24 protein-coding genes are annotated in these 26,906 nt (G+C 62.0%); 18 read left to right on the top strand and 6 right to left on the bottom strand.

From position 1 onward, the window contains the following. Window positions 1-33 precede the first annotated feature (33 nt). The gene (locus ACFVSI_RS03650; protein WP_387819906.1) at window positions 34-414 is read left to right on the top strand and encodes a VOC family protein; all 381 of its coding nucleotides are present in this window, start codon (window positions 34-36) and stop codon (window positions 412-414) included. A gap of 50 nt (window positions 415-464) precedes the next feature. Here the strand turns inward: ACFVSI_RS03650 and ACFVSI_RS03645 are convergent, their stop codons facing one another. Beyond that, a complete protein-coding gene (locus ACFVSI_RS03645) occupies window positions 465-914 on the bottom strand; it encodes a DUF5997 family protein (protein WP_387819905.1) in 450 nt (149 codons plus the stop codon). A gap of 33 nt (window positions 915-947) precedes the next feature. Between ACFVSI_RS03645 and ACFVSI_RS03640 the strand changes: the two genes are divergently transcribed. After that, complete coding sequence (locus ACFVSI_RS03640; RefSeq protein WP_387819903.1) at window positions 948-1,673, top strand: LysR family transcriptional regulator substrate-binding protein; 726 nt, start codon at window positions 948-950, stop codon at window positions 1,671-1,673. Here ACFVSI_RS03640 and ACFVSI_RS03635 read toward each other — a convergent pair whose 3' ends face one another. Further along, entirely contained in the window at window positions 1,674-2,372 is a 699-nt protein-coding gene (locus ACFVSI_RS03635; protein ID WP_144660141.1) for a GntR family transcriptional regulator, read from the bottom strand. A 109-nt stretch (window positions 2,373-2,481) separates the two neighbouring features. On the opposite strand from ACFVSI_RS03635, the gene ACFVSI_RS03630 reads away from it, so the two are divergent. Genes ACFVSI_RS03630 through ACFVSI_RS03615 form a run of 4 tightly spaced genes read left to right on the top strand, consistent with a single transcriptional unit; the run spans window position 2,482 to window position 8,058 of the window. Beyond that, entirely contained in the window at window positions 2,482-3,240 is a 759-nt protein-coding gene (locus tag ACFVSI_RS03630) for a LamB/YcsF family protein (protein ID WP_387819902.1), read from the top strand. A gap of 50 nt (window positions 3,241-3,290) precedes the next feature. Then, window positions 3,291-4,640: an MFS transporter gene (locus ACFVSI_RS03625; protein WP_387819901.1), complete on the top strand. Its 1,350-nt coding sequence runs from the start codon at window positions 3,291-3,293 to the stop codon at window positions 4,638-4,640. A 6-nt stretch (window positions 4,641-4,646) separates the two neighbouring features. Next, window positions 4,647-6,293 (top strand): 5-oxoprolinase/urea amidolyase family protein, encoded by a 1,647-nt coding sequence (locus ACFVSI_RS03620; protein ID WP_387819899.1) that lies wholly within the window; start codon window positions 4,647-4,649, stop codon window positions 6,291-6,293. Window positions 6,294-6,300: 7 nt separating this feature from the next. After that, complete coding sequence (locus ACFVSI_RS03615) at window positions 6,301-8,058, top strand: acetyl/propionyl/methylcrotonyl-CoA carboxylase subunit alpha (RefSeq protein WP_387819897.1); 1,758 nt, start codon at window positions 6,301-6,303, stop codon at window positions 8,056-8,058. Window positions 8,059-8,126: 68 nt separating this feature from the next. Here the strand turns inward: ACFVSI_RS03615 and ACFVSI_RS03610 are convergent, their stop codons facing one another. Next, window positions 8,127-9,311 (bottom strand): ROK family protein, encoded by a 1,185-nt coding sequence (locus tag ACFVSI_RS03610; protein WP_387819896.1) that lies wholly within the window; start codon window positions 9,309-9,311, stop codon window positions 8,127-8,129. 119 nt (window positions 9,312-9,430) lie between these two features. Between ACFVSI_RS03610 and ACFVSI_RS03605 the strand changes: the two genes are divergently transcribed. From ACFVSI_RS03605 to ACFVSI_RS03570, 8 genes are read left to right on the top strand one after another with little or no spacing between them, the layout of a single operon-like run. Beyond that, the gene (locus ACFVSI_RS03605) at window positions 9,431-10,723 is read left to right on the top strand and encodes an ABC transporter substrate-binding protein (RefSeq protein WP_387819894.1); all 1,293 of its coding nucleotides are present in this window, start codon (window positions 9,431-9,433) and stop codon (window positions 10,721-10,723) included. A gap of 48 nt (window positions 10,724-10,771) precedes the next feature. Continuing rightward, the gene (locus ACFVSI_RS03600) at window positions 10,772-11,707 is read left to right on the top strand and encodes a carbohydrate ABC transporter permease (protein ID WP_387819893.1); all 936 of its coding nucleotides are present in this window, start codon (window positions 10,772-10,774) and stop codon (window positions 11,705-11,707) included. Further along, entirely contained in the window at window positions 11,697-12,593 is an 897-nt protein-coding gene (locus ACFVSI_RS03595; protein WP_387819891.1) for a carbohydrate ABC transporter permease, read from the top strand. The genes ACFVSI_RS03600 and ACFVSI_RS03595 overlap by 11 nt, the downstream gene beginning before the upstream one ends. Window positions 12,594-12,623: 30 nt before the next feature. Continuing rightward, on the top strand, window positions 12,624-13,952 hold the full coding sequence (locus ACFVSI_RS03590) for an alpha-L-fucosidase (RefSeq protein WP_387819889.1): 1,329 nt from the start codon (window positions 12,624-12,626) through the stop codon (window positions 13,950-13,952). After that, on the top strand, window positions 13,949-14,869 hold the full coding sequence (locus ACFVSI_RS03585) for an ROK family protein (RefSeq protein WP_387819887.1): 921 nt from the start codon (window positions 13,949-13,951) through the stop codon (window positions 14,867-14,869). The genes ACFVSI_RS03590 and ACFVSI_RS03585 overlap by 4 nt, the downstream gene beginning before the upstream one ends. Then, window positions 14,866-16,137 (top strand): M81 family metallopeptidase, encoded by a 1,272-nt coding sequence (locus ACFVSI_RS03580; protein ID WP_387819886.1) that lies wholly within the window; start codon window positions 14,866-14,868, stop codon window positions 16,135-16,137. The genes ACFVSI_RS03585 and ACFVSI_RS03580 overlap by 4 nt, the downstream gene beginning before the upstream one ends. Then, window positions 16,023-16,433 carry an MlrC C-terminal domain-containing protein gene (locus ACFVSI_RS03575; protein ID WP_387820215.1) on the top strand — a complete coding sequence of 137 codons (411 nt, stop codon included), beginning with the start codon at window positions 16,023-16,025 and terminating at the stop codon, window positions 16,431-16,433. The genes ACFVSI_RS03580 and ACFVSI_RS03575 overlap by 115 nt, the downstream gene beginning before the upstream one ends. Further along, the gene (locus ACFVSI_RS03570; protein WP_387819885.1) at window positions 16,433-17,143 is read left to right on the top strand and encodes a copper homeostasis protein CutC; all 711 of its coding nucleotides are present in this window, start codon (window positions 16,433-16,435) and stop codon (window positions 17,141-17,143) included. Before ACFVSI_RS03575 ends, ACFVSI_RS03570 begins: the two co-directional genes overlap by 1 nt. On the opposite strand, the gene ACFVSI_RS03565 is transcribed toward ACFVSI_RS03570, so the two are convergent. After that, window positions 17,133-18,380 (bottom strand): D-arabinono-1,4-lactone oxidase, encoded by a 1,248-nt coding sequence (locus tag ACFVSI_RS03565; RefSeq protein WP_387819883.1) that lies wholly within the window; start codon window positions 18,378-18,380, stop codon window positions 17,133-17,135. The two genes, ACFVSI_RS03570 and ACFVSI_RS03565, sit on opposite strands and share 11 nt — an antisense overlap. A 126-nt stretch (window positions 18,381-18,506) precedes the next feature. Here ACFVSI_RS03565 and ACFVSI_RS03560 point away from each other — a divergent pair, with 126 nt between their 5' ends. The 4 genes from ACFVSI_RS03560 (at window position 18,507) to ACFVSI_RS03545 (ending at window position 22,105) form a co-directional block, all read left to right on the top strand. Then, on the top strand, window positions 18,507-19,517 hold the full coding sequence (locus ACFVSI_RS03560) for a LacI family DNA-binding transcriptional regulator (RefSeq protein WP_387819881.1): 1,011 nt from the start codon (window positions 18,507-18,509) through the stop codon (window positions 19,515-19,517). Between the two features lie 804 nt (window positions 19,518-20,321). Next, a complete protein-coding gene (locus ACFVSI_RS03555) occupies window positions 20,322-20,720 on the top strand; it encodes a hypothetical protein (RefSeq protein WP_387819879.1) in 399 nt (132 codons plus the stop codon). Between the two features lie 836 nt (window positions 20,721-21,556). Beyond that, window positions 21,557-21,790: a hypothetical protein gene (locus ACFVSI_RS03550; protein ID WP_387819877.1), complete on the top strand. Its 234-nt coding sequence runs from the start codon at window positions 21,557-21,559 to the stop codon at window positions 21,788-21,790. Between the two features lie 84 nt (window positions 21,791-21,874). Further along, window positions 21,875-22,105 carry a hypothetical protein gene (locus tag ACFVSI_RS03545; protein ID WP_387819875.1) on the top strand — a complete coding sequence of 77 codons (231 nt, stop codon included), beginning with the start codon at window positions 21,875-21,877 and terminating at the stop codon, window positions 22,103-22,105. An 868-nt stretch (window positions 22,106-22,973) separates the two neighbouring features. Here the strand turns inward: ACFVSI_RS03545 and ACFVSI_RS03540 are convergent. Next, on the bottom strand, window positions 22,974-25,124 hold the full coding sequence (locus ACFVSI_RS03540; protein WP_387819873.1) for an FG-GAP-like repeat-containing protein: 2,151 nt from the start codon (window positions 25,122-25,124) through the stop codon (window positions 22,974-22,976). A gap of 529 nt (window positions 25,125-25,653) precedes the next feature. After that, the gene (locus ACFVSI_RS03535; RefSeq protein ID WP_387819871.1) at window positions 25,654-26,856 is read right to left on the bottom strand and encodes a hypothetical protein; all 1,203 of its coding nucleotides are present in this window, start codon (window positions 26,854-26,856) and stop codon (window positions 25,654-25,656) included. Between the last annotated feature and the right edge of the window lie 50 nt (window positions 26,857-26,906).

Here is a 26,906-nt window from a genome sequence, read left to right as displayed (position 1 = left end):
TTCCTGTCGTACCCGGGGCGTAGCCTTGGCACCATGAGACTGAAAATGTGCAGCATCCACGTCAAGGACCCGGCGGCAGCCCACGCGTTCTACACGGAAACGTTGGGCTTCGAGACCCTGATGGCAATGCCTGAGTACAACCTCTTCATCATCAAGGATCCCGGCGCCGGTGAGAATGCCACCGGGCTGCTCCTGGAGCCCAGCGACAACCCCATCGGCGCGAATTACATGAACGCCGTCTATGAGGCTGGGATGCCCGCAGTGGTCCTCGGCGTGCCCGACGTCCAGGCCGAATACGAGCGGTTGCTCGCTGCGGGCGTGAGGTTCAAGGGCGAGCCGGCAGAGGATCCGTCGGGCATCAGCGCAGTTTTCGACGACGGTTGCGGCAACTACGTCCAACTGCACCAGGACTAGTTAAACAGCTATGGCCGGGACGCGGGTCCCGGCCATAGCTGGATCAAGCCTTATGCGCGGTCGCGCTTGGTTCCCTTGGGAGCATCACGTTTTGCTGCGGCGTTCTCCCGGGCTTCCTTCGTTGCGGCCTTTTTATGGGCCTCGTCCTTCACACGCTGCGCTTCCGAGCGGACAGCGGCGTGGGTGGCACGTTCGGTGACCAGCCACTGCGGGGGAGTCTGCAGCAGTTCGGTGATTTCCGCCGTCGTTAGTGCTTCCTCGACGCCGCCGCGGGCCAAGCCGCTGATGGAGATGTTGAGTTTCTGCGCCACGACCGGGCGCGGGTGCGGGCCGTTGCGGCGCAGCTCGGCCAGCCATTCCGGCGGGTTGGCCTGGAGTTCGTTGAATTCCTCGCGGGAGATGGACGAATCCTGGAACTCCTGGGGTGTCGCGGGCAGATAGATGCCGAGTTTCTTGGCGACCGTTGCCGGCTTCATGGACTGGGAGTTCGAGGACGTCATGCTTCAAGGGTATCTGGCCGGTACTGTGAGTGTGTGCCAGATGCTGAAGAATCCACGGAAACTCCCGAGTCCCACCCCGCGCTTCGCTTTGCGTACGTCGCCGGCGTGACTCCCGGAAAGTGGATCCGCCGCTGGGAAGAGCGGATGCCGGATGTTCCGCTGAACTCCTTCATGTCCGACGACGACTCGCAGCTTTCGGTGCTGCGCGACGGTTCCGCGGACCTCAGCTTTGTTCGGTTGCCCGTGGACCGGGACGGCCTTAATGTCATCCCTTTGTATGAAGAGCAACCCGTAGTGGTGGCGCCCAAAGGCCACGAGATTTCCGTGTTCGAGGAAGTGGCGCTGGAGGACCTGGCCGAGGAGAACTTCCTTGACGTAGAGGAAATGGGTGGCCCGGCCATGGCCCTCCAAGTGGTTGCTTCCGGCGCCGGACTGGTGATCATGCCCATGTCGGTCGCCAGGCATCTGAACGCAAAAGACACTGTCATGCGCCGTTTGACGGGTGCCCCCGGTACGCAGATTGGCTTGGCTTGGCTTATCGGAACGGACAGCCCGGTGGTCGAGGAGTTCATTGGGATTGTGCGTGGGAGGACAGCGCAGAGTTCACGCCAGCCTTCCGCCCAACAGGAAAAGCCCAAGAAGACGCCGAAGCCTGATCGCAGGGGTTCGGGTGCGAAAAAGCCCGCAGTTGCCCAGCGCTACGCTCCGAATCCGGACAAAGGACGCGGCCGCGGTTCGCGGAAAAAGGGCAAGCGCTGACTACTCGCCGTGGATTGCGGCCTGCTGCTGCTCTGATCGGTTGAGATAGGCCAGGAGCAGATCGCCGGCGCGTTCCAGTTCGCCGGCCTCCAGCGCTGCGCAGATCTGCTCATTTTCCGCGAGCCAGTCGCTGTAAAAGTGCGCGTTGACGGTGGCTTTGTGGAAGTAAAGCCTCATCTCAGCCAGGATCTGGGCCATGATCGTGTTCAGGCGGTTGCTCTCTGCCAAAGCCACGATTGCCCCGTGGAAATGCTGGTTCGCGCTGCCCAGTCCTTCGTTGTCGTCAGCCGCTGCGGCGCGTTTTCCTTCGTCGACGGCGGCCCTGACGGCGGCTATGCGCTCCGGCGAACCTCCCGCGCGGATGGAACTGACCTCGATGGCGCGACGGACTGTGTAGACATCGTGGATGTCGCCTGCCTCGAGGGTTGCTACGAACACACCCTTGTTTGGCTGGCGGAGCAGCAGGCGTTCGGCGGCGAGCTCGGCAAAGGCTTCCCGGACGGTATTACGGGAGACGCCAAGATCCTCGGCGATGGTGGCCTCGGTGAGTTTGGCGCCGGGAACAAGGAAGCCCTCTGCCAGTTGGTAACGGAGTTCCTCGGCTACGCGTTCGGCCACGGAAGGAACCCTGAGCCGCATCCGTGCGCGGGCGCCGTCCAGGCCGGGATGTTCGCTTGATTCCTGATCTGCTCCGGCCATAACCACAAAATTACACGATCGCCGAAAATAAGGATCGCCGGATTGTTGAACAATCCAGCGATTTGGTGCATGCTGGATGTAACGCGCATCACGAGGCAGGGATCACACCATGGCAACCATCGACCTGAACAGCGACGTCGGAGAGTCATTCGGACGCTGGACACTTGGCGACGATGCTGCCATGTTCCAATCCGTCTCCAGTGCCAACGTTGCTTGTGGATTCCACGCCGGCGACCCCAGCGTTATCCGCAGCACCTGCGCGAAGGCGGTCCAGGCCGGCGTCGTTATTGGTGCCCACGTCGGGTACCGCGATCTTGCGGGATTCGGCCGCCGCTTCATGGATATCGACCCCGTGGAGTTGGCTGATGACGTGGTGTACCAGATCGGCGCGCTGCAGGCTCTGGCAGCTCTCTCCGGTGGCCGGGTACAGTACGTGAAACCCCACGGCGGCCTGTACAACGCGATCGTCAAGCACACGGCTCAGGCGCGTGCCGTGGTCGAGGCTGTGAAATCGGTTGACCCCAACCTTCCGATCCTCGGCCTGCCCGGCTCTGAAGTCCTGCGTCTGGCTGAGGAAGCGGGCCTCCGCGGCATTTCCGAAGCATTCGCAGATCGCGCTTATACGCCGGAAGGAACGCTCGTCCCGCGCTCCCAGCCCGGGGCCGTCCTTCACGATCCCGTCGAAGTGGCGGAACATGTCCTGCGGATGGCCACCGAACAATCCGTCAAAGCAATCGACGGTTCCATCCTCAAAATCAACGCAGAGAGCATCTGCGTCCACGGTGACTCACCCGGCGCAGTTGCAATGGCTGCCGCAGTGAAGTCCGCATTGGGCGATGCCGGTGTAACCATCGGCTCGTTCCTCTAACCCACTCCCACTTGGACTCCGCACCACACCTCATCCCCCCGGAGGGCATCATGACCAGCACTAACAACGCAGCAAAGGCAGTGACGAGGAAGCCACCGCCCGGCGCACTCAAGGCCTACATCGCCAGCCTCACCGGTACGTCGCTGGAGTACTACGACTTTGCAATCTATTCGGTAGCTTCGGCACTGGTATTCCCCAAGATCTTCTTCCCCGGCAACGACGAATTCGTCGCGCTGCTGCTTTCCTTCTCGGCGTTCGCTGTCGGCTACCTGGCCCGTCCCATCGGTGGCGTGATCTTTGGCCGCCTGGGCGACAAGATCGGCCGCAAATACGTCCTTGTTTTCACCCTGGTGCTGATCGGCGTGGCCACGGTCCTTATTGGTGCACTGCCGGATTACTCGGTGATTGGCGTCGCGGCTCCCACCATCCTGGTGCTCTTGAGGCTTGCCCAGGGCATCGGCGTCGGTGGCGAATGGGGCGGCGCCGTTCTGCTGTCCAGCGAATTCGGCGACCCCAACAAGCGCGGCTTCTGGTCATCTGCCGCCCAGATCGGTCCGCCCGCGGGTAACCTCATGGCCAACGGTGTGCTTGCCGTGCTGGCCGCATCGCTCAGCAACGAAGCCTTCCTCTCCTGGGGTTGGCGGGTGGCGTTCCTTGCCTCGGCACTCCTTGTGGTCTTCGGCCTGGTGATTCGTCTCAAGCTCGAAGAGACGCCAGTCTTCAAGGCCATCCAGGCCCAAGGAGACCGTCCCAAGGCGCCCATCAAGGAAGTCTTCACCCAGCAGCCCAAGGCTCTGGTGGCTGCAGCCCTCTCCCGTGTTTGCCCCGACATCCTCTACGCGCTGTTCACGGTGTTCGTGGCCGTTTATGCCACCAAGGAACTGGGGATGACCACCGGAAACGTCTTGTCCGCGATCCTGATCGGTTCAGCGTTCCAACTGGTACTCATTCCAGCCGCGGGCGCCCTGACCGACCGGTTCAACCGCCGCTGGGTCTACGGCATCGCCGCAGCAGCCACAGCTGCCTACATCCCGTTGTTCTTCCTGATGATCCAGGGCAAGTCAGTCCTCATGCTCACCATCGGCACCGTGATTGGCCTGGCATTGCATGCCTTCATGTACGGGCCCCAGGCTGCCTTCATTACCGAGCAGTTCCCGGCGAGGCTCCGTTATGCTGGCAGCTCGCTCGCCTACACCCTGGCAGGTGTGATTGGTGGAGCAGTAGCCCCCATCATCTTCACCGCGCTCTACGGTGCAGCGAACCACGGTTGGTACCTGATTGCCCTCTACATTTTGGTTGCAGCCGTCATCACCATCGTTGGCATGCTGCTGGGACGCGACCCCCAGCCTGAAGAAGAAGAGCGCTTGCTGCAGACCGCCAACACCCAGCCCGCGGCATAGTCAAAGATGGAAACCGCAATGCACACAGCCACCGCAAAAATGGTTCGCTCCGTCAGGCCTGTCGGCACCCGTGCCGTCCTGGCCGAATTGGATAGCCTGCAGGACGTGCTTGCCTTGCAAGACATGCTGTACAAGTCCCCGTTGCCGGGACAAGTGGACGTTTTGGCTGCGGCGGAAACGGTCATGGTTGTGGGAGAGTCGGCCTCCGCGACACGTGCCATCGGCGCCCGGCTGCTGGAACTGGAACTCACCGTTCCGGAGGTTACCGACTCCGGGCTCGTGGTCATCGATACCGTCTACGACGGCGAGGACCTCGCCGATGTCGCGGAGCTGACCGGACTGAGCATCGACGGCGTCATTGCGGCGCACACAGGCCAGATCTGGACTGTTGCCTTCGCTGGCTTCGCGCCAGGATTCGGGTACATGGTGGGCGAAAACGAGGCCCTCACGGTTCCCCGCCGCTCATCCCCCCGGACGGCGGTTCCCGCGGGTTCCGTGGCCCTCGGCGGTCAATACTCCGCCGTCTACCCGCGACGCTCACCCGGTGGATGGCAGTTGATCGGCAGGACTGGGGCCCGCATGTGGGACCTGGATCGTCCCCAGCCGGCACTTGTTCGGCCCGGAGACCGCGTGCAGTACCGGGCCGTCCGCGAGGTCGTGAGTACCGCGGCCCACGAATCCAAGACCGACTCGGACCACCACACGGGTCCTGGTCTTCGGATTCTCAACCCTGGCGCTCAGAGCCTCATCCAGGACCTGGGCCGGCGTGGCTACGGTCCCCTCGGTGTTTCCGCCGCGGGCGCCTTGGACAGGGCTTCGCTGCGCAGGGCCAACCGCCTGGTGGGCAACGCCTCATCAGCCGCGGCCATTGAGTCCGTCAACGGCGGGCTGACGGTGGAAGCTGTCGGAGACCAAGTACTTGCCGTGACCGGTGCGCCGACAACGCTGACCGTTCAGTCGCCGTCGTGGGTTGAATCCGACGACGACGGCGACGTCCAGCCGGGTGCTCTACGGACCGTCCCGGTGGCCGCACCTTTCGCGCTGCTCGACGGCGAAGTCCTTACTGTGGGCGCTCCCGAAGCGGGGTTCCGGAACTATCTGGCAATCCGGGGCGCTGTGGATGTGCCCGAGGTTCTTGGAAGCCGTTCGGCGGATACGATGTCCGGCATCGGTCCGGCGCCGTTGGTTGTTGGCCAGGAACTCCCGGCCGGCGACGCGACCGAATCAAGCGCCGTCGGCAGCCCTGAGCTCCAACCGGACTTTCCCGGTGACGGCGTTACCGTTCTCGACGTCGTTCCGGGCCCGCGCGCCGACTGGTTCGACCAAACTGCCCTCGAGTCTCTGACGGGCCAGGACTGGCTGGTCACCCCGCAGTCGAACCGCGTGGGGATGCGCTTGGACGGCACTCCGCTCGAGCGCACCCGCGAGGGCGAGTTGCCCAGCGAAGGAACCATGGCCGGCGCCCTCCAGATCCCGCCGGCAGGACTGCCCGTGCTCTTCCTGGCCGACCATCCCATCACAGGTGGTTATCCAGTGATCGGCGTCGTGCGCGACGAACACCTGGACCTGGCGGCGCAAGTGCCCATCGGCGGCCGGATCCGTTTCCGGCTCGTCTCCGAAACCCCAGACTTCAGCAAGAACCCAGAGAAGTGAGTATTTGATGCGCAAGGTCCTGATCGCGAACCGCGGCGAAATCGCTGTCCGCGTCGCCCGAGCCTGTGACGACGCCGGCATCTCCTCTGTCGCCGTCTACGCCGACATTGATGCCGATGCCATGCACGTCGGCGCAGCAGCTGAAGCGTACAGCTTGGGTGGAAACAGCCCCGCTGAGACGTACCTGAATATCGAAAAGCTGCTCGCCGTTGCTGCCCGTTCCGGCGCGGACGCCGTCCACCCCGGTTACGGATTCCTCTCCGAGAATGCAGACTTCGCCCAGGCAGTCCTCGACGCCGGACTTGAGTGGATCGGTCCCTCGCCGGAGTCAATCCGCCAGTTGGGCAACAAAATCACCGCCCGGGAAATCGCGGTGCGTGCCGGGGCGCCCCTGGTTGCCGGCAGCGACGGGACCGTGTCCTCTGCCGCAGAAGCACGCGCTTTCGCCGAGGAGCACGGACTCCCGATCGCCATCAAGGCCGCCTTCGGCGGAGGCGGCCGCGGGCTGAAAGTGGTCCGTGAACTGGCAGAAGTCGAAGAAGCCTTTGACTCCGCAGTACGTGAAGCCGTAGTTGCCTTCGGCCGAGGCGAGTGCTTCGTAGAGCAATATCTGGACCGGCCGCGGCATGTTGAGGCCCAGATCGTCGCTGACAAGCACGGCAACGTCATTGTGGTGGGAACCCGTGACTGCTCGCTTCAGCGCCGACACCAGAAGCTCGTTGAGGAAGCTCCGGCGCCGTTCCTCAGCGACGAGCAGCGCCAGCGGATTTACGACGGAGCCAAAGCAATCATCCGTGAGGCCGGCTACTACGGCGCGGGAACCGTCGAGTTCCTTGTTTCGGCTGACGGGGCTGTAGCTTTCCTCGAGGTCAACACGCGCCTTCAGGTGGAGCACCCGATCACCGAGGAGACCGCAGGGATCGACCTCGTGCAGGAACAGTTCCGCGTTGCTGCCGGGTTGCCACTGAGCATCACCGAGGACCCCGTTGCTCAGGGGCACTCCTTTGAGTTCCGGATCAATGCTGAGGATGTCGGCCGTGGGTTCCTGCCCTCGCCGGGTACCGTTTCCGGCTTCGAGGTGCCCACGGGTCCCGGGATCCGCGTGGACACCGGAGTGCGTTCGGGTTCGACAATTCCGCCGCAATTCGATTCCTTGTTGGCCAAACTGATCGTCTCAGGGGCTGACCGGCAGCAGGCGCTTCGCCGTGCACGCCGTGCCTTAAAGGAATTCAACATCTCCGGCCTGGCCACGGTTTTGCCGTTCCACCGCGCAGTTCTCGAGGCTGACGATTTCACCTCCGTGGTCGGGCTACGCGTGCACACCCGGTGGATCGAGACCGACTTCGCGGACCAGATCCCCGTCGACCCCGACTACAGCGCAGTGGCCCCCGGCGGCGAACGACGCACCATCACCGTGGATGTCGACGGCAAACGTCTTGCCGTGGGTCTTCCTGCGGATCTGCTGGACGGCTGGGCCCGCTCGGGGCAAGGTCTTCCGGCAGCGGCGGATGTCACGGGGCTGTCGGGTTCTGTCATCGGTGATGCACCTGCCGAATCCGCCCTTGTCTCCAGTATGTCCGGCACCGTGGTGAAGTGGCTCGTGGAACCTGGGGCCACCGTGGCCGCCGGGGATCCCCTGGTTGTCCTGGAGGCCATGAAGATGGAAACCCAGGTCCCGGCCCACCGCACAGGCACGCTCTCGGAGGTACTTTCCGCGCCCGGCGGAGTTGTCACGGCCGGCGCGGTGCTGGCGCACATCGAGTAGCCCGGCTGACTCAACCCCGACGGCGGTGCGGCCCCTCGCGGGAGGCCGGGCCGCCGTCGTCGTCAGTGCTACGAGGCCGAGCCGGCCGGATTCAGCACCACGGCGTTGTGCAAGGCCATCCCAGCCGCTCCAATGGCGCCCTCAGCTTCCGTCCACCCCCGCACGGTGATGTTCAAGGGGTGGTGGAAGCGCAGCACGGTCTCCTGGAGCCCCTGCTCAAAGCCGCCGATGAGATGCTCCCAAAGAGCCGTGGTCTCGCCGGTGATGATGATGGTGGATATGCCGAGCAGGTTGACCGTACCGCCGAGTGACCGGCCCAGCATGCGCCCTGTCCGGTTCAAGTAGGAGTTCACGGCCGAGCCTGGAGTGCCGGCGCGGGCGGAAAGATCTTCCAGCGTCGGCTCCGGGCCCAGCTCCGGCGCGGCGGCGAGCAGCTCCTTCAGCCCCGCGTAAACCTGAAGGCATCCGCGGTTTCCGCAGACGCAACGCGGTCCTTCGGGATCCACCGACATGTGGCCGAATTCGGTGGAGGCCCCGCCGGGTCCATAGAACACCGACCTGCGGTTGACGATACCCATACCCACGCCAGGTCCCAGGCCCAGAAGCAGGAAGTCATCGTGCCTGCGGCCCAGACCGAAGCTGATCTCCCGGGTTGCCAGGGCGAAGAGGTCGTTGGAGACGAAAACGGGCAGGTCCAGGGCCTTCTGCAGCTGCTGGCCGAGATTGAAGTTCTCCCAGTTGAGCGTGGCGGAGATGATCACCGTGGAGGAGTTCTGGTCCACGGCGCCCGAAACCGAGATGCCCACTGCCACGGTCCTGCCGGGGTGTGCCATGTCCTGCATCTGCCCGGCCACCATGGCCGCCAACTGACCCACGGGATCGGATTCGGGGCTGAATGGAAGGACGTTGGATGCGAGGATTTGCCCGTCCAGCAGCATGGTCGCCACAGCTACGCTGCGGGGGGTGATTCCCAGGCCGATGACGACGGCGGCGTCCGGGACAAGTTGGACAGGCACCTTGGGGCGCCCGGCTCCAGAGCTTTGCCCGGCCGGGAGGTCGCGGACCATGCCTTCGGCCATCAGATTGCGCACCTGAGCCGTGACGGTTGCCGCTCCTAGGCCAAGTTGCTTGGCGATCTCGCCGCGACTGAGCGGGCCCCTTTCGGCAAGCAATCCGAGGATCTCCGCGCGGCTGACAACCTCGCTGGCGGGCGTCGGACGGTGACGTGGGCGAGTGCTCGAAATGTGAAACACCTCTCTCTTGACTCCTGCCTGAGCGTCCGCATAGTCTAACCGGACCGTAGTTAATTCGGTACCGAATTAATTATAGGACCGGGCTCTTGCACCCACCAACAAACTCAGAAGGACGAAGAATGAAATTAGCAACGAAGCTAGCAGCAGTCGTCGCCGGCACCGCCGTCATGTTCGGTGCCGCAGCGTGCGGTTCCTCCAGCACCTCCAGTTCCTCCGACGCCTCCAGCGGGGACGTCACGCTCGACTGGTCCTTCTGGTCCCAGGGTGAAGAGGGCAACAAAACCTGGAAGGAATTGGCAGCCCAGGTCACGGAGAAGTACCCGAACATCAAGGTGAACCTGACCACCGCGCCCTTCGCCGATTACTTCACCAAGCTGCAGTCCCAACTTGCCGGCGGTACTGCTCCCTGCATCGTGAGCATGCAGTCCTTGCGCCTCCCCGCCTTCGCCAAAGCCATGGAGCCCATGGACGGCCCCCTGGCGGAAGCTGCAGGTTTTACGTCCGATGAGTGGAGCCCCGGAGCGCTCAAGGCATTGCAGTCTTCGGACAAGCAGTACGCACTTCCCTATGGCCTCGACACCATGGTCATGTACTACAACAAGGACGCTTTCAAGGCTGCCGGCGTTGACGAGCCCAAGAGCGGCTGGACCACGGACGAATTCGTCGCCGCAGGCAAGAAGGTCTCGGCCTCCATGGGCAAGCCCGCCTTCGGCGAATCTTTCTCGGATCTGCATATGTACTCGCAGCTGTTGGCCTTCAACGGAGCGCGACCGGTTTCCGACGACGGCGCGCTGCAGCTGACGGACGGAAAAGTCACTGACGCGTTCGGCTGGTACTCCGGCCTGGCGACTAACGAGAAAATCAGCTCCGTTCCGGCCAGCTCCTCCGACGTCGCATGGGGTGAGCAGCAGTTTGTTGCCGGTAACACGGCCATGGCTGTGGACGGAACCTGGAACATCAAGAGCAACGTCACCGATGCCACCGGTTTCAAGGTGGGGGTCGTGGCACTGCCGCAGGGCGCGAACGGTGGAGGTACATTCTCGGCCAACTCAGGTTTCGGCATCTCCAAGACGTGCAAGAACAAGGAAGCAGCTGCCAAGGCAATTGGTGTACTGACAGGCGCCGCCTCACAGGCCGCTTCCGCCAAAGCCGGCAACCAGCCGGCCCGCCTGGCTGCTACGGATGCATTCATCCAGGGTCTGAAGGCGGACATCGACCCTGCCAACCCGGGCTACTCGGAGCAGGTGGCTGCCGTGGTGAAGGCTTCCTCGGAGAAGGCCGTGCCGTTCATCAGTACGAACAACTGGGACAAGGTCACCAAGCTCATGGGCCAGCAGTTCCAGCAAGCCTTTACGGACAAGACTTCCCCGCAGGAAGCCCTCAAGAACGTTCAGGAGAGTGGCGCAAAATAATGCCCGCCGCTTCTTCCGAACCCTGAGCCCAACGAGAAAGGCATCACCTTGACGGCCACCCTTGCTTCACCACCGCGGCGCCGAGCGCCGGAAGCGGTGGGCACGCAGAGGAAGAAGAAGACGGATTCCCGCGCGGCACTGGGCTTTTTGACCCCCAGTGCCGTGGGGATGACGCTCTTCATCCTTATCCCCACGCTCCTGGCCATTGCTACGAGCTTCTTCAACTGGCCTACCTATGGTGACGTCACCTTCGCCGGGCTGGACAACTACAAAGACCTGTTTGCGCCGGGAAGCCAGTTCCCAGCAGCGCTGGTAAATACGTTGCTGTTCACCATCATCGTGGTGCCTCTCAATCTGGTCCTGACCATCGCTACGGCCTTTTGGGTCTCCACCAGCCGGTTCTCCAAGTTGTACCGGGTCTTGTTCTTCTTGCCCGTTGTCACACCGACCGTAGCTACGGCCGTGATCTGGAAGCTGATCTACCAGCCGGACGGCATCATGGATTCAACACTGCGGTCCCTGTTCGGCATCAATATGCCCAACCTGCTGGGTGACAGCAGCACGGCCATGTTCGCCGTCGTCGTGGTGATCCTGTGGCAGGGCTTCGGCTACAACATGCTCATCTTCTCCGCAGCCATTGACCAACTGCCGCAGGACGTGCTGGACGCTTCCATGCTGGACGGTGCGTCGGGCCTCACCACGCTGTTGAAGATCAAGCTTCCGCTGCTGACACCGGCCATCTTCTTTGCCTCCACCGTCACCATGATCTCCGCGTTCCAGATGTTCTCCGAACCATTCGTGCTCACGGCTGGTGGCCCGGGCACGTCAACGGTGACAGTGGTCATGAATGTCTACCAGACGGCCTTCCAGGGTGGCGAACTTGGTGCCGCTGCGGCGCCTGCCATCATCCTCTTCGCCTTGATTCTCGTAGTCACAATGATCCAGTGGCTGGGTCAAAAGAAATGGGTCCACTATGACCAGTGACCAGACAATGTCGCCTGCGTCCGCTGTTTCTGCAGATAAGGCCGGTAAGAAGGTCAAAGCGCGCTTCCGCCCCTTGAAGCTGGTAAGCGAGCTGCTGATTGCTGGAGTGGTCCTGCTCTTCCTCTTCCCGATCGCTTACACGTTCTTCTCCGCTTTCAAGTCCAACGGCGAGATCTTCGCCCAGCCGCCGTCACTGTTCGGGGCTGAGTTCCGTTGGCAGAACTTTGTGGAAGTCTTCGAGTACACGCCCTTCCTGCGGTTCATTTTCAACGGCCTGGTGGTCTCGATCCTTGGCACGGTCATCGTGGTGGCAGTGTCCGCGTTGGCGGCCTACAGCTTCGGCATCCTGCGATGGCGTGGGCGCGACAGATTCATGCTCCTCTATCTGGCAACCATGATGATCCCGCAGGAGGTCCTGGTCATTCCGATGTTCCTGCTCATGCAGAAGCTGGGGTGGATTAACACGTGGCAGGCCTTGATCCTGCCCTGGGCATTCGGAGCGTTCGGGGCATTTCTGCTGCGCCAGTTCTTTGTGAACATCCCCTATGAACTGGTGGAGGCTTCCCGGATGGACGGCTGCAGCCAATGGCGTACCTTCAGCCGGATCATCCTGCCGCTGGCCAAGCCCTCACTGGCCGTACTGGCAGTGTGGACGTTCATCACGTTCTGGAACAGCTTCCTGTGGCCGCTGATTGTCGTCAACGACGTCAACGAGCTCGGCAACGTTTCCCTTGGCCTGCAGACCTTCTTCGGCGAGCACGGCAGCTCGTGGAACCTGGTCATGGCCGCTTCGGTCATTGCCATCCTGCCCACGCTGCTGCTGGTGATTGCACTCCAAAAGCACCTGGTCAAAGGCATCGCAACCGTCGGCCTGGCCGGCCGCTAGCCCACACTCCTTCTACCTCCAAGGCTGGACATGTTCTATTTTGAGGACCGCGTAGGTCCCGACTTTGGGGCGGACGCTCCGGAATACCCGGACTGGACGTTCCCGCAGTGGCTCAAAGACGCCAAATTCGGCATCTTTGTCCATTGGGGCCTGTACTCGGTGCCGGCGTTTGCCGAGACAGGCAATGCGCCTCCCCCTGTGGAGGACGCGTACCGGGATCATAAATATGCCGAGTGGTACGGCAACACGGTCCGCATTCCCGGTAGCAGCGCCGAGGCTTACCAGCGTGAGACGTTCGGATCCGGGACCAGCTACGAAGACCTTGCAGATCTGTGGACGACGGACTCCTTCGATGCCCATGAGTGCGTCGAGCTGTTCAGACGAGCAGGCGCACGCTACGTTGTGCCGACGGCCAAGCATCACGACGGCTTCTGCCTGTGGGGCACGGAAACCACCGGCTTCAACAGCGTCCGCCGCGGCCCAGGCCGGGACTTGATGGCTGAGTTCGCCACGGCCACCCGCGACGCCGGCCTGAAGTTCGGTGCCTACTTCTCCGGAGCACTGGACTGGCACGTGAGCGATCTGCGCGCGATCAACTCCGATCCCGACGTCTTCCGGCTGCGCCGTAACGACGAAGAGTTTGCCCGCTACGCCTTCAGCCAAGTCCGTGAACTGGTGGACAGGTTCGCGCCGGACATCCTGTGGAACGACATCGAGTGGCCCGACGCCGGCAAGACGGCCGCGGATTTCGGCGTCGCCGCTTTGTTCCGCCAGTACCTCGCCGCAGTACCGGAGGGCATCGTCAACGACCGCTGGGGCGTCCCCTCACACGGGTACCTGACGCGCGAATACAGCGACATCGGCTCGCTGTCCGACAAGAACTGGGAATCCTGCCGGGGGTTGGGCCGCTCGTTTGGCGTCAACCGAAACGAAACAGATTCCGACGTTCTCACCGTCGCAGAGATGGTGCGCCATCTGGTCTCTGTGGTGTCCCGCAACGGCAACCTGCTGCTGAATATCGGGCTCAATGCCGATGGCACCATACCTGGGATCTACCGCGACAGGCTGGAAGGCCTTGGCGCTTGGATGGAAGCCAACGGAGAAGCGATTTACGGTACGCGTCCGTTCGCCGGCGACGCCCACGATCATCTCGCACTGACGGTCGGCCCGCACGCCACCTACATTCTGGTGATGGACCCCGTCGCGGAACTCCCGACGCCGCCGCTGCCCACCGCAGGCGGGCACTGGCTTGGCGCGGGGGAGCCAGGGGACAAGTTTGTGGTTCCCGAAACGTTGAGGGACTCACCCGTGGCCGTGTTCGCCATTCCCCACACCCACGCCCCCGGACACCCCGTATGAGCCAGCGGCTGGTAGGCATCGACATCGGCGGGACCAAAATCGCTGCCGGAGTCATCGACCCAACGGGAAACATCCTTGCCCGCGAACAGCTCGCCACTCCGAAGGGAGGCGTGAACATCGCCGCCGCGGTGGCGTGGGTGCTGGAAGAACTGGACGCCGACGGCGGAACAACAGTGGGCGTCGCAGTCCCCGGCTATGTTTCCACTGACCATCGCAGCGTCGCCAACGCGGCAAACCTCGCCCTCAAAGAGGCGAGGCTCGCGGACTGGATCGAGGAACGGGCCGATGTGCGCGCCGTCGTGCTCAACGATGCCAACGCTGCCCTGTGGGCGGAGTACCGGTTCGGCGCGGCGCGCGGTGTGAGCAACGTTGCCATGCTAACCGTGGGCACGGGCATCGGCGGTGGCTTGCTGGTCAATGGCCAGCTGGTTTCCGGTGCGCATGGTTGGGCCGGGGAGGCGGGCCACATGACAGTGGTGCCCGGTGGCCGTCCCTGCGGTTGCGGGAGCCGGGGTTGCCTGGATCGCTACGCCAGCGGAACCGCCCTGGGACACCCTGCTGCCAGCGAAGAAGACTTCGCTGAACTGGGGCACTGGTTGGGCTATGGCCTCAGCCAAGTGGCCATGCTGCTGGACCCGGACCTGTTCCTGCTCGGTGGCGGCGTCAGCGCTGCCGGTGCCGCGTTGACCGACCCCACGGAACTCAGGCTTGCGGGGCTGCTGGCTGAGCGCGGACGCGACAAGACCCCGCCGGTGCGTTTGGCCCAACTTGGACCCGACGCCGGCTTCGTCGGTGCCGCGGCATATGCGGCGGACCTGCTGTCCGGCGGCCTGCCGATGGTGGAGCGAACCATGGCCGCGAACGCAATGATCGACACCTTTGAACAACGCACCGGATTCACGCGAGGAATACAATGACTGCTCTTCCACACACCGCCCCTGAACAGTCGGAGGTCTGGTGCCCGGCCCTGGCTCCGCTCCACGAAGGCGGCCTTGCACGGCCAAGGATCGGCATTGCCGGGATCTCCATTGAATCAAGCACGTTTTCGCCCCACATCAGCGGGACCGAGGCCTTCACGGTTCGTCGTGGGGCAACGCTCAGGGCCTATTACCCGTTCCTGGATGAAGGCAGGGACTTGGGTGAGGCCGCCGATTGGGTGCCATTGATGCACGCGCGCTCGCTGCCGGGCGGTGCCGTGGATCCAGACCTCTACGCAGAGTTCCGCGACGAGATCCTTGACCGCATCCGTCAAGAGGGTCCGTTCGACGCCTTCTACCTGGACATCCACGGTGCCATGAGCGTATTGGGGATGGAGGACGCAGAAGGTGACCTCGCCCGCCACGTTCGTGAGGCACTGGGAGATGACACCTTGGTTTCCACATCCATGGACCTCCACGGCAACGTGTCCTTCGAGCTGCTCAGCGCGGTGGACCTGATTACGTGCTACCGGATGGCCCCCCATGAGGATGCCATGAACACCAAGGAGCGCGCAGTCTTCAACCTGCTGACCCGCTTGCGGGCCGCAACCGGGACTGACGTGCAGGCCCGTCGTCCGGCCAAGGCCTGGGTGCCCGTTCCAGTGTTGTTGCCGGGTGAGAAGACCAGCACGCGCATTGAGCCCGCGCGGAGCATCTACGCGGAAGTTCCGCTGGTGGCGGCGTTGGATGGTGTGGTGGATGCCGCTGTTTGGGTGGGCTACGCGTGGGCCGACGAGCCGCGGTGCCAGGCCTATGTTGTGGTCACCGGCGACGACGAAGAGATCATCAGGTCCGAAGCGGAACGCCTTGCCCGGTTGTATTGGGACGCGCGCCGGGATTTCGAATTCGTGGCCGAAACCGCCACCCTGGCCGAGGCACTCACCGCGGCCCTCGACCCTGAAGCACCGCGTCCGTACTTCCTCTCGGATACCGGGGACAACCCGACCGCAGGCGGCGCAGGCGATGTCACCTGGACACTTCAGCAACTTCTCGCGAATCCTGACCTCGCAGCCGGTCCGTTCCGCTTGGTGACGCCTCCATTTTCGACGCCGGTGCGGTGGCCGCCGCTGTGGCCGCCGGCGTCGGAAGTGAGATCGACGTCGATGCCGGCGCGCGCGTGGACGCCAAGGCCAAGGGTCCGGTCCGGCTCCAGGGCACCGTCTATTCCATCACTGAAGGGGACCCCGTGGCGGGCACGCAGGCAGTGATCCAAGCAGGCAACGTGTTCGCCATCCTGACCGAGCGCCGAAAGCCGTTCCATCACATCGGCGACTTCACCCAGCTCGGCCTGGACCCGGCGTCGTTCGACATCATCGTGGTCAAAATCGGTTATCTGGAACCGGAACTCTACGACGCCGCGGCTGGTTGGAAACTCGCTCTGACTCCCGGCGGTGTGGACCAGGACCTGCTGAGGCTTGGCCACTCGCACTTGGCCGATGGCGTTTTCCCCTTCACCGACGCAGACACCCAGCCGGCATTGTCCGCCTTGGTGCACCGCCGCTGATGACTGATCTGGAGATTGCCGTCCAGGACGTCGCTGGAGTGCGGGCCGCGCTGGAGGGCGGAGCCACCCGGGTGGAGCTGTGCACGGCACTGGGTGTTGGCGGCCTGACGCCGTCCATCGGCACCGTGAAGTTGGCCGTCGACGCGGCCCCGGCAGGCTACGTGCACGTGCTGGTGCGGAACCGGGGCGGCGGTTACGTCTATTCCGACGACGACGTCCGCACCATGTGCGCGGACATCGCCGCACTCCGGGGTACTGGAGTGGGTGGCGTGGTAGCGGGCGCCCTTACCCCCGAAGGGCGTATTGACCTCGCGACCTTAGGGCGGTTCGTTGATGCCGCTGGAGAACTTCCGGTGACGTTCCACCGAGCACTGGATGCCAGCACGGACCCCCTGGTCGAGCTGGTCCGGCTGGAAGGAACCGGCGTAGGTCGGGTCCTCACCTCCGGTGGCGCGGTTCGGAGCCTCCAGGGTTTGGAAATGCTGGCGAGCATGGTCCGCGAGGCACCTGAAGGCGTGCAGATCATGGCCGGGGGAGGGGTGCGCGTTGGAGACATTCCCGCGCTGGTTGCTGTAGGAGTTGCGGCCGTGCACCTCTCGGCGCGTGCAAGCTACCTGGACCCGTACCCCGCAGGCCCAGGTGGTGGTGCCCAGGAACTGGACACCACCGACCCTGTGATCGTTGCGGCGGCACGGGCGGCTACAACGTAACCGTCACACCCAGCACTGTGTCCAGCAGCCCGTTGCGGAACTTGCCCGTGGGGTCGTTGGCCTGGGCCAGGGCCCGGAAGTCCTCGAACCGTGGGTAGAGCGCGGAAAAGTCGTACTGGTCCGGGGTGAAGAGCTTGCCCCAGTGCGGGCGTGAACCAAACGGCCGCAATGCTTCCTCCAGTTCAGGAAGGACGGCTTCTACCTCCGGCTGCATCGGCTTCCAGGTGAAGTGCAGGGCCACGCTTTGCTGCTTGTAGAACGGGCTCAACCAGAACTCATCAGCTGCAATCGTGCGGATCTCCGAGATAAACAGCAACGGTGCCAGCTTGTCGGCGAGGCCACGAACGGCGGACAAAGCTGCCGACGCCTGGTCCAGTGGCAGCAGGAATTCGCTTTGCAATTCTTCCCCGTTACTGGGAGTGAATTCGTGACGGAAGTGCGGCAGGCGATCCAACCATTTGCCGGCGACGTCCAATTGCTCGGTGCAGTTCTCGGCCGACATATCCGGCAGAGGATGCATGGCCACAGTGGCCGGGGTGGCACCGAAAAGGTCAGGCAAGGCGGCCTCGGTATCAAGTGCCTTGAGCCAGACCTGCGGGATGGTGTCGCCCGTGTAGTTCGTGAAGAAACTGACGCTATAGGCACTGGAAGCGATGGCCTGGAAGTTCGCCAGAGCGCCGTCCCACGAGAGATTCGTGAGCACGCGCTGTCGGACCTCGTAGCTCGGACGGACCGCGAGCTCCAGCCCAGTGACGATGCCAAGGGCTCCCACGCCAACCACGCTGGCGAGGAATTCGTCGTCGTCGGACGTGAGGGTGACCAGTTCGCCTGAGGCGCGCACCAGATCAATACCCACGACGGCGGCCGCCAGGGACGGGTTGTTGACCCCACTGCCGTGGGTGCCTGTTTGGATGGCACCCGCCACGGAGATGTGCGGAAGGGACGCGAGGTTGTGGATGGCGTAGCCCTGCTCCTCCAACGCCCGGCCCAAGGCCCCATAACTGATGCTGCCGTTGACCTTGACGGTGCTCTTTTCCCTATTGAGGACAACTTCCTGGGGGAGTGCATCCAAGAGAAGGTGCGTGCCGGGGGTGTCGGCGACGGTGTTGAAGGAGTGCCGGGAGCCGAGGGCCTTGATCTGGGTCGCCTTGGCCACGAGCTCCTGAAGTTCTTCCACCGAGGCGGGCCGCTGCACTTGTGCGGATGAATACTCGAGGTTTCCTGCCCAGTTCTTCATTGAATGATTCTTCCCTTTTGGTCCATGTCGACTTATTTAATTGTTCACGTTCAAAACTAATTGAGTCAAGGGGCGTCCGCCCCGGGAATGTAGAGTTCAAGGACCGCCGTCTGTCAGGAGCATCGCGTGAGCAAAGGACCCAAGCCCACCATCCGGGATGTTGCCATGGCTGCGGGTGTATCCCTGACAACTGTGTCCTATGTGCTCTCCGGTCGTCATGGTGGGACCACACGGATCAGCCAGCCGACCCAGGACCGCGTCTTGTCGGCCGTGAAGGAGCTGGGCTACGTCCCCAACCAGGCCGCGCGTGGGATGCGTCGGGGCAAAACCGACGTTGTCGCCGTCGCGATCGGAAATCTGGAATGGCCCTGGGACCGGGCGCTGGCTACTACGGCGGCAAACATCCTTCCCGTGCACGGCTATCAACCGGTGATCCTCTTGGGCGAAGACTGGCGTAAGTTCATGATGTCAGGTGGAGCCGACGGCATCATTATCGGCTACTTCCCCGAGGCGACAGCAGAGGATGAAACCGTCACCGAACTGGCCCGCCGCGGTGTCGCCCAGGTGGTCATCTCGGGGACCATGAAACCCAATGGTTTCGACGTTCTGGCTCCCGAACCGGAGGTTGGACTGGCTGAGGGGATGGCCTTCCTGACCGCTTCGCACCGTCGGATTGCGTGCATCCGCAGGGCCGATCCGGCGGGACGACCTGCGAGCCGATTCGCTTCCTACGTGGAAGGGCTTGAGGCGGCGGGCATTCCGCTGGACGAGTCCCTTGTCCGGACATCGCAGCACCGCCCCGCCCTGGCGTACCAGGCGGCGCTGGAGTTGCTGCAGCTGCCAGACCGTCCCACCGCCATCCTCTGCACCGACGACATGGAGGCATTGCAGGCCATCCGGGCCGCCTTCCGCTTGGGGCTTCGCGTGCCCGAGGATGTCCAGATCGTCGGCGTGGGGAATTCCACCGAGGGGCAGGAATACGATCCCGCCCTGACAACAGTGGGACCGGAGCCGATCTTCGAGCAGGTGGTGAGGATGCTGCTGGACCGGCTCGAGGGAATCGCCCCTGCAGAGGGCGTGCGGGTCGCCTCGCCGTGGAAACTGCAGCTGCGCGGGACGACGACGGCGGTCAGCTGACGTGGCGTGCGAGAGAACCGCGGCGCTGGTTGAAGCGCAGGTTCTCAGGGTGTCATCGAAACGACCAAAGGCCACGGGCGCAGGGGTGTTCTTCTTTATCTGACTTCAGCAGACCGAGCAGTGCCGCACGGTAGGGGTTCCCTTACCGTACGTCTCCTTGCGATTGACGGATCTGACCCGCCTAGGCGTTTGCTATTGACTAAGGAGTGTCTCGGCCTGTCCCGCCCGTCGCCTCTAGCCAGGCGGGACGTTCACGAAGCAGAACCTCCCGTCCGATACGTTCCCCCTCGGGTGTGGCATCGAGCCACGCTATATCGCCTGTCCTAAGGTTAGCCAGGTCGGGAAAGGAAGCCCATTCAGCGGCAATGCGGGCTACGGCCTCGCTGCGGGAGCACTCCCATGGCCGGTGCTTCGGCCCTCTAATATCGCCGGGAACTAGTAGGCCGGTCGCTACCATGCGAATGATCAGACCAAGCGCTAGGTCCCGAACATCATCCCAGTCTCTCAGGCCTCGTCGGATGCAAACCGAGACCACTTCGAAGGGGGTGACCCAATCTTCAACTGCTCGAGCAAGAATGTCCTCGGCGAGAGTACGCATGTCTTGCCATTCTTCAAGATTCAATCTGCACCTTCACCGGGCTTTGGGGATATTCAAGGTCTATTGTGGACCCTCGAGTCCGGCGCGTCGCTGTCCGGTGAGGGATCGGCAAAAGGAGAGAGAACCTGAAACTCAGGATTTCCAGATTCGTGGCGGACGGCAGGGTGTTTGAACTCGCCCAGACACCGACATCTGACATTAGGCGGATGGAACTGTCCATTAGCTTGATCGGGTCCCGGGAGTGGCGCTACGTTGTCCCAGGCTGGCGCGACGTGTCTTTCGGCATTAGCGGTCAAACCGCTTATGTGTGGGCGGCACGAAGCATCATCGTTCTGCCTTCACATGAGGATGCGAACCCTAAAGTTATCCCTTTCGATGAGGAAGACCTCATCGTTGTTTTCGTTGCTGGAGCAGGGTGGTTGTTAGTGTGCGAAACCTCGATGCGGCTCGTAGGGGCTGGAGGCGAAATAGGCCAGGTTCACTTCAGAGAAGTTGTTGAGCAAGCATCCTTTGATGGCCACATCGTAAGTGTCAAAGACGTCGGCTCAGCCGAATACCGCTTCGAAGTATCCGGCACCAACCTTGTGGAGATCATCGATTCGTAACAACGCCGCGATCGCCTTACGGCAGTTGGCCCTGACTCCATGGCGCACGGAGCTCCTAAGATGCGGTGACCGCTGAAGGATCCTTCAACGGATGCTCTAGCGGCGGTCAGAATTATTCATGGTGCCAGATAGAAAGCATCCCCTACATGCCTCCGATTGCAGATCCTTCTCCCTCTTAACGTGGCCATGGCTCCGGCCTCCGCCACCGGGCAAAAAACGTACTAACAGCATCTGAGGATGACTGGTCGACGGACAGCCATTCAGTAGCTACTTTGCGTCCGGCCTGCTCGCACGCTTCCTCAGTCATCGGACCCCTTGGGTGGTCCAAGTAATCGCTGACCTCCATCCAGATGGCATACGCAGCACCACCATGAGAGCAATCGAAAAACTCGGAAATGAACTGATCGGCATTGTCCATACAGAGGTCGTAGGTGCGTCCGCTGTCGGGCTGGAGCACCAGCCGGGCTAACGCGGTCATTGCGTCCAGAAATCGCATCTCAAGTTGGTTGTGTTCCACTTCTTATCCATGATTTGCGTCGGTTCGCACACTACATTTCAAGTACAACATGAGCTCATCATCGTTCCGGCCGCTGCCTCAACCACTGTCGCTGCAGCAGGGCCAGCAAGTTCGTCGAACGCCGGTCGGGACTCGTGGCGTTCTTACATGGATCATCGAAAGTCAGCGCGGGCTAGCCCCATCCCCGGCCCTTCGTCGAGATCTTGGAAGCTGAAGCCGAGGCGCATAAGCACGAAACCCCGCTAGGGCTGCGCCCGTAAGCCGGATCACTTTGCGGGAAGCGCCAGCTGACCAGAAGTTTTGCTACTGTAACGGCATCATGAGCGTTTCGGAAAGACTCCAGCAAGCAGCCGATCGGTTCCTGGGCGGCGACGAGTCCGTGCGTGCTGCACAGGCGTTGGAAGGAGTTCTTATCGACGAGTATCCCGGCGATGACAGGACGGAAGAGTTGCTCTACGTTCTTTCCCTGTTTTCGCCTGGAAACGGTGCGCCGTACTCCGAGGCATCAGACGTTCGTCCTCTGGTTCTTTCAACACTGGAAAATCTGGCCTAACAGGGATGATCTCAGAAGACTGTTGCTGACGCACGGTAAAGGATCCTCAACCGGGCGCTGCGCGGTCATTGAGAGAATAGCCAAATGAATAACGTCCAACCAGTGAACCTTGAGCTGGATCGAGCAGACGTGGTGGTCCTCTTTAATTGGCTCATGTCAGTTGACCTGGATGATGTACCAATCTCACATCCATCGGAGAAGCAGGCTTTGGCAGACCTGCTTCTTGGCATTGAGATGTGCACTGACGTCCCCGAAGCTACACAGATGGAAATTAGTCAGGCGCGCGAGCAGGTCGCCAGAAACATGGGATGGTGAAGGTCGCTGAGCATCCGTTAGCCGGTCCCTCAACGGGCACTGAGGCTAAACGGAGGATAAAGGCATCGCCTAAGGGCTCTAGTACTCGGGCTCGCGAGGTGGCACTTGATCGCCGGCGGGGCCATGATCTCGGATGTATCTGCTGGATGCTGGCATCCACATCAGCACGAAACCGACAACCGTCAGGGTCAGAATCGCTACCGAGAGAGGCGTCAAGACGAGATTGAAGACTCCTCCCAGAGCCAAAACAGCCAAGACGGTAAGAACAACCCTCGCCCAGCGCTGGCCTCTGAGGAGTCCCAATGCTGCCCGGAACTGAAGAAGCGTAAATAGAAAGAGGATCAGACCGCTGACGAGCCTAACAATGACGCTTGCGTCCCACGAAAACATCAAGATCAGTGGCTGAATGCAAGCTAGGATCGCGCTTGCTACCCAGATGTAACTTGCCGTTCGGAGCACCTTAGGGACGCTGCCCTCTGTCCTTTGTGCGACAGGATGGACCATCTTCGAATTCCCAATCTCCCGTATCAAGTTGAGCGGCTCGCCGCAAGGCTTGCAGACTACAGGCGCAACGGAGGGATACCTGAGCCGCGCGGTGAACCGCGCTTCCGCTTCAGTCTGTAGTGGCGCTGTCGACGGTGTTGTCCCAATGACGGCGCAAGAAAGTCCACAAGAGGCAGCTAACTCCTAGAAGCCTCGGAATGGATAGCCGCCCGCAGAGAGATCCTTCACCGGACGGTGGTGCTGCCTAGGCCCGGCGATGGGCTAAACCGGTCCCACGAGTGGGCTCCGGCCGGAGAACGGCGCACTCTTGTCCGAAGTGGCGGACGGCCCGTGATGTGTTCGTGGATGGTTCTTTTTAGGGCCGTTAGATGATCATGTTCATGGTGTTCCAGCCGGAGCCGACCATGGTGCGTGGTTGCCAGCCGCCGTGGCCGTTGCTCGGGTAGAGCCACAGGGCTCCGGTGGCGTCACGAGCCAGGATGTCCAGGTTGCCGTCGCCGTTGAAGTCGCCGGGCCCGATGATAGCGGTCATGTCGTTCCAACCGGTGCCCACTTGGGTGGGACCGGAGTAGTAGGGCCGCGGGCCACCGTTGTACGTCTGCCCTTGGTACAAGCGAAGGGCACCGTCGCCGTCCCGGGCCAGAAGGTCGGGGTATCCGTCCGGGTTGAAGTCGCCGGGGCCTATCACGGCAGTCATGATGTACCAGCCCGACCCAACACCAATCGTGCCGAGCCAGCCGCCTTTCCCGTTGCCGGGGTAGAGCCAAAGTACTCCTCTTGAGTCGCGGGCAACGAGGTCTGCGTTCCCGTCCAGGTTCAGGTCTCCTGCCGCGGTGATGGCCGACATGGTGTTCCATCCTTGGCCTATCTGGACTCGCGGGAACCAGCCGCCATTGCCGTTGCCGGGGTAGAGCCATAACGCTCCCGTGGTGTCGCCCGCTATCACGTCGGGTTTACCGTCGCCGTTGAAGTCACCGGGGGCGACTATCGACGTCATGACGTTCCAGCCTTGGCCAACCTTGACTGGGGCCATCCAGCCTCCGCTGCCGTTCCCGGGGTAGAGCCATAGGATTCCGTTCGCGTCGCGTGAGAGGACGTCGGGTTTACCGTCACCGTTGAAGTCGTGGGTGATCGGCGCTGCATTGACGGTGACGGTGAATACCGGACTCGTTGCGTCGGGGCTGTAACCATTGCTGGCTGAAATACTGAAAGTGAAGGTCCCGGGCTTCGTCGGGATTCCGTAGAGGCCGCCACCAGTTGAGAGAGACAAACCAGGCGGCAGGGCGCCGCTGGCTAGTTTGAATTGCGGAGTCAGCGAACCGGCGGCAGTAAACTCAGAGGAGTAGTACGTGCCGACGGTGCCATTGACCGGGGGGTTACCGGAAGTCAGTGTCGGGGGCACGTTCTTGCCGTCGATAACGACTATCCCACTGGTGTTTAGACCACTATCGTCACTGACGTAGATTTTGTTTCGCTTCGTGTCCACGGCCATGGGACCTGGAATGATGAACCCCTGAAGGACTCCCGAAGCGTTGGTTGCACCGTCGAAAACTCTGACGCCCTGCTTGTAGGGGAAACCGACGTAGACCTTGTTGGTCACCTCATTCACGGCCAGGTAGAACGTAGGGTCTCCCGTTGGAACAGACACAAAAGTGTTCGAGCTGCCATCCAGAACGATCACGGCTGAGTCCGAGGCCGAGCCGTGGGACAGAACATAGACCTTGTTGTTGCTGCGGTTTAACACCAGTTGCATGGGATAGCTGTTACTGCCGGTCGGTATGCTGGTCGTCGAGTTGGTCGTGCCATCAATGGCTACGATCATCCTCGCTTCAGGGCAGGTGACGTAGACCTTGTTCGTGGCGTCGTTAATTGCCAAACCGCGGACGCCGGTGCAGACAGCGACGGTGGTGGTAACGGCGTTGGTGGCCCCGTCCAGCACAATCAGTTGAGTGCCATTACTGCTGACACCATAGATCTTGTTTGTCTTCGCGTTAACAGCGAGAGAGTATCCGGACACCGGGAGAGGCGTCACTGCGTTGGTGGCGCCATCTATAACACTGATGCCGCTGGCGCCGGCGGTTGAGACGTAGATCTTGTTGGTTAGCTTGTTTGCAGCAATACCACTTGGATTACCCGGGAGCGGCACCGTCGTGGTCGTACCGGTGGCGCCATCGATGACGCTCACTGAGGAAGAACCACTATTCGTAACGTAGATCTTATTCGTAACCTCGTTGACGGCCAGTTCGTTGGGATACGTTCCGACCGGAATGGAGGTAACGGACTTCGAGGCTCCGTCTACTACTGTCACGGTCCCGAGGATTTCGTTAGTGGCATAGAGCTTGTTCGTCGTTTCATTCATGGCCACGGCGTGGGGCAGCAGACCAGTCTGAATACGGTCCGCGATCATGTCCGCGTGCGCGGGCACGGCAGCGACGCCGACCAGAACCGTCGCGGCTGTGGCCGCAGCCGCGAGCACAGCGAAGATCCGGCAACCGAAAACACGGAACAACGGCATAGAAAAACCTCGAGGAGCCAACGGCTCAACCCCCAAAATCCAGTGCGCGACCATCGCGTCAACCAGCGAAGTCTATAGCTACCGGTCTGCGCATCGTGACTACGAACCAGATATTTCAATCGGAAAGGATAAAGAGAACCTCGAAGCACCAAGGGAGCTGACGGTCCTGCTTGCTGATTCAGCCCCTGAAATTGCTGGCAAGTCATAAACCAGCGCACAGGTTGCCCTGCGCTTTCCGGCGTGGCGCCCCCAAACATTCCTCATGGCATAACAGGGGCCAATAGAGGATCAGCCATCACAACGAGAGGATTCTGGCGCGCCCGTAAGCCGGTCCCGCACCGTGCGTCAGTTATAGCCGACTCCCCCCGCGCCGGGTCATCTCGGCGGGATGTACGTATACCCCGCACGGAGAGATGCACGATGAGGGGAGGGCGGATTCGAGTGGTCGACGCAACACTGGCCTCTATTTGGGGGCGGTTTGTCGTCCCTTGTCGACGCTATATGGCGATGGTGTCGGCAGCAAATATGGTCAGGCCGTTCTTGGTGGGTTATAAATGCCTGGCGGAAGGTCTAGAGGTTCGCGGTTGCGCAGGACTTCGGGAATAACCCTCGCAATAGCGAGAGGCGTCATTTGCATGTACTCGTCGGAGTAGGTTGCGGAGTATTCGGCCGGGATCCACGGTAAGTTTTCGGGACCGAGAACGTCCGTGAGGGCGTCGCGGTCCAGTGGCTCGTCGCTGAAAGCGCGGAACAGCCCCCCGTTGTGCTCTTCGGCACCTGGACCAAGAAAACGACCAATGTCGGGTGCGAGCCGGGGGCCGGCCCATACCCACCAGAGCGGGTAGGGCTGAAAACCCACCCACTGTGGGGGGCGCATGTTGAAGATGGGCAGGCGGCGAGTGTCTTGGTAGCGTCTCACTTCGGCCGAAGCGTAGAGCGCCCCGAGCTCGGTTGCCACGGCAAGGAAGAACCGGCGAAGTGCGCTCCTGAGCGCACTATCGGCGAGAGCATGACCGTCCACGACCAGGGTGATTCGGGTGAACGGGTTACCTGCGGAGAGCTGCGGGGCCTCGAACTTTCCGTAGGTGACCGGTAGCGGATTCTCGTAGTAGATGTCCCAGCCATTGGAATCATCGTTGTAAAACTCATGGATGAAACCTTCTTCGCCGCTGGAATCGAAACGGAACTGAAGGGGTTCGTATTTGCCGAAACGCACCGGGACCGCTTCTGGGAGTACCTCTCGAGCGATCCGGAGATAGCCCTGCAGAAAGTCTGTGGGGAGGTCCTCTTCGAGGATCAGCCAGCTGATCCAAACGTCTCGTCGCTCCGGCTTCGGTTCCGTTCTTGGTGGTGCTTTTACTGTCCGAGGTTGGGGCCAGATGTTGGTGGTTTGTTCGTCCATGACTACGCCATGGCAGGCTTTGGCTAGTTTCCGGGCGAAACGCATACCGTGCGGGATCTCAGCCTCCTGGCTGCCTTCGAACAGGACCTGGAACATTGTCGTGGCCTCAGGTAGGACCGCGGTGATCTCCTCCGGGAGGTCTTCGGCCTCGACGGAGAACGGTCCATCAATGGTGAAGCTGTAGCCGCGCTTTACTCCGCGAAGGACGAGGACGCCTTGGTCGTTGGAGTTCTCAGGATCGGCGTGCAATCCGCGGGTGTTTCCTACCAGCAGCAACACCTGATCGATGGTGGGGTCTCCCGGGCAGTAAACCGTCAGGTCATAAGACATGCCCAAAGGCTAAAGGGGTTTGTGCTTTCGTCAAACAAACGAGACGGCGA

It is taken from the genome of Paenarthrobacter sp. NPDC057981, from assembly GCF_042886835.1.
Lineage (GTDB): Bacteria > Actinomycetota > Actinomycetes > Actinomycetales > Micrococcaceae > Arthrobacter.
This window is presented reverse-complemented; position numbering and strand designations above follow the sequence as displayed.

Bases quoted from the DNA above. Each gene is read 5' to 3' on its own strand.
- ACFVSI_RS03650 (WP_387819906.1), top strand. From the start codon at position 34: ATGAGACTGAAAATGTGCAGCATCCACGTCAAGGACCCGGCGGCAGCC.
- ACFVSI_RS03645 (WP_387819905.1), bottom strand. From the start codon at position 914: ATGACGTCCTCGAACTCCCAGTCCATGAAGCCGGCAACGGTCGCCAAG.
- ACFVSI_RS03635 (WP_144660141.1), bottom strand. From the start codon at position 2,372: ATGGCCGGAGCAGATCAGGAATCAAGCGAACATCCCGGCCTGGACGGC.
- ACFVSI_RS03630 (WP_387819902.1), top strand. From the start codon at position 2,482: ATGGCAACCATCGACCTGAACAGCGACGTCGGAGAGTCATTCGGACGC.
- ACFVSI_RS03625 (WP_387819901.1), top strand. From the start codon at position 3,291: ATGACCAGCACTAACAACGCAGCAAAGGCAGTGACGAGGAAGCCACCG.
- ACFVSI_RS03620 (WP_387819899.1), top strand. From the start codon at position 4,647: ATGGAAACCGCAATGCACACAGCCACCGCAAAAATGGTTCGCTCCGTC.
- ACFVSI_RS03615 (WP_387819897.1), top strand. From the start codon at position 6,301: ATGCGCAAGGTCCTGATCGCGAACCGCGGCGAAATCGCTGTCCGCGTC.
- ACFVSI_RS03605 (WP_387819894.1), top strand. From the start codon at position 9,431: ATGAAATTAGCAACGAAGCTAGCAGCAGTCGTCGCCGGCACCGCCGTC.
- ACFVSI_RS03595 (WP_387819891.1), top strand. From the start codon at position 11,697: ATGACCAGTGACCAGACAATGTCGCCTGCGTCCGCTGTTTCTGCAGAT.
- ACFVSI_RS03590 (WP_387819889.1), top strand. From the start codon at position 12,624: ATGTTCTATTTTGAGGACCGCGTAGGTCCCGACTTTGGGGCGGACGCT.
- ACFVSI_RS03585 (WP_387819887.1), top strand. From the start codon at position 13,949: ATGAGCCAGCGGCTGGTAGGCATCGACATCGGCGGGACCAAAATCGCT.
- ACFVSI_RS03580 (WP_387819886.1), top strand. From the start codon at position 14,866: ATGACTGCTCTTCCACACACCGCCCCTGAACAGTCGGAGGTCTGGTGC.
- ACFVSI_RS03570 (WP_387819885.1), top strand. From the start codon at position 16,433: ATGACTGATCTGGAGATTGCCGTCCAGGACGTCGCTGGAGTGCGGGCC.
- ACFVSI_RS03565 (WP_387819883.1), bottom strand. From the start codon at position 18,380: ATGAAGAACTGGGCAGGAAACCTCGAGTATTCATCCGCACAAGTGCAG.
- ACFVSI_RS03555 (WP_387819879.1), top strand. From the start codon at position 20,322: ATGGAACTGTCCATTAGCTTGATCGGGTCCCGGGAGTGGCGCTACGTT.
- ACFVSI_RS03550 (WP_387819877.1), top strand. From the start codon at position 21,557: ATGAGCGTTTCGGAAAGACTCCAGCAAGCAGCCGATCGGTTCCTGGGC.
- ACFVSI_RS03545 (WP_387819875.1), top strand. From the start codon at position 21,875: ATGAATAACGTCCAACCAGTGAACCTTGAGCTGGATCGAGCAGACGTG.
- ACFVSI_RS03540 (WP_387819873.1), bottom strand. From the start codon at position 25,124: ATGCCGTTGTTCCGTGTTTTCGGTTGCCGGATCTTCGCTGTGCTCGCG.
- ACFVSI_RS03535 (WP_387819871.1), bottom strand. From the start codon at position 26,856: ATGTCTTATGACCTGACGGTTTACTGCCCGGGAGACCCCACCATCGAT.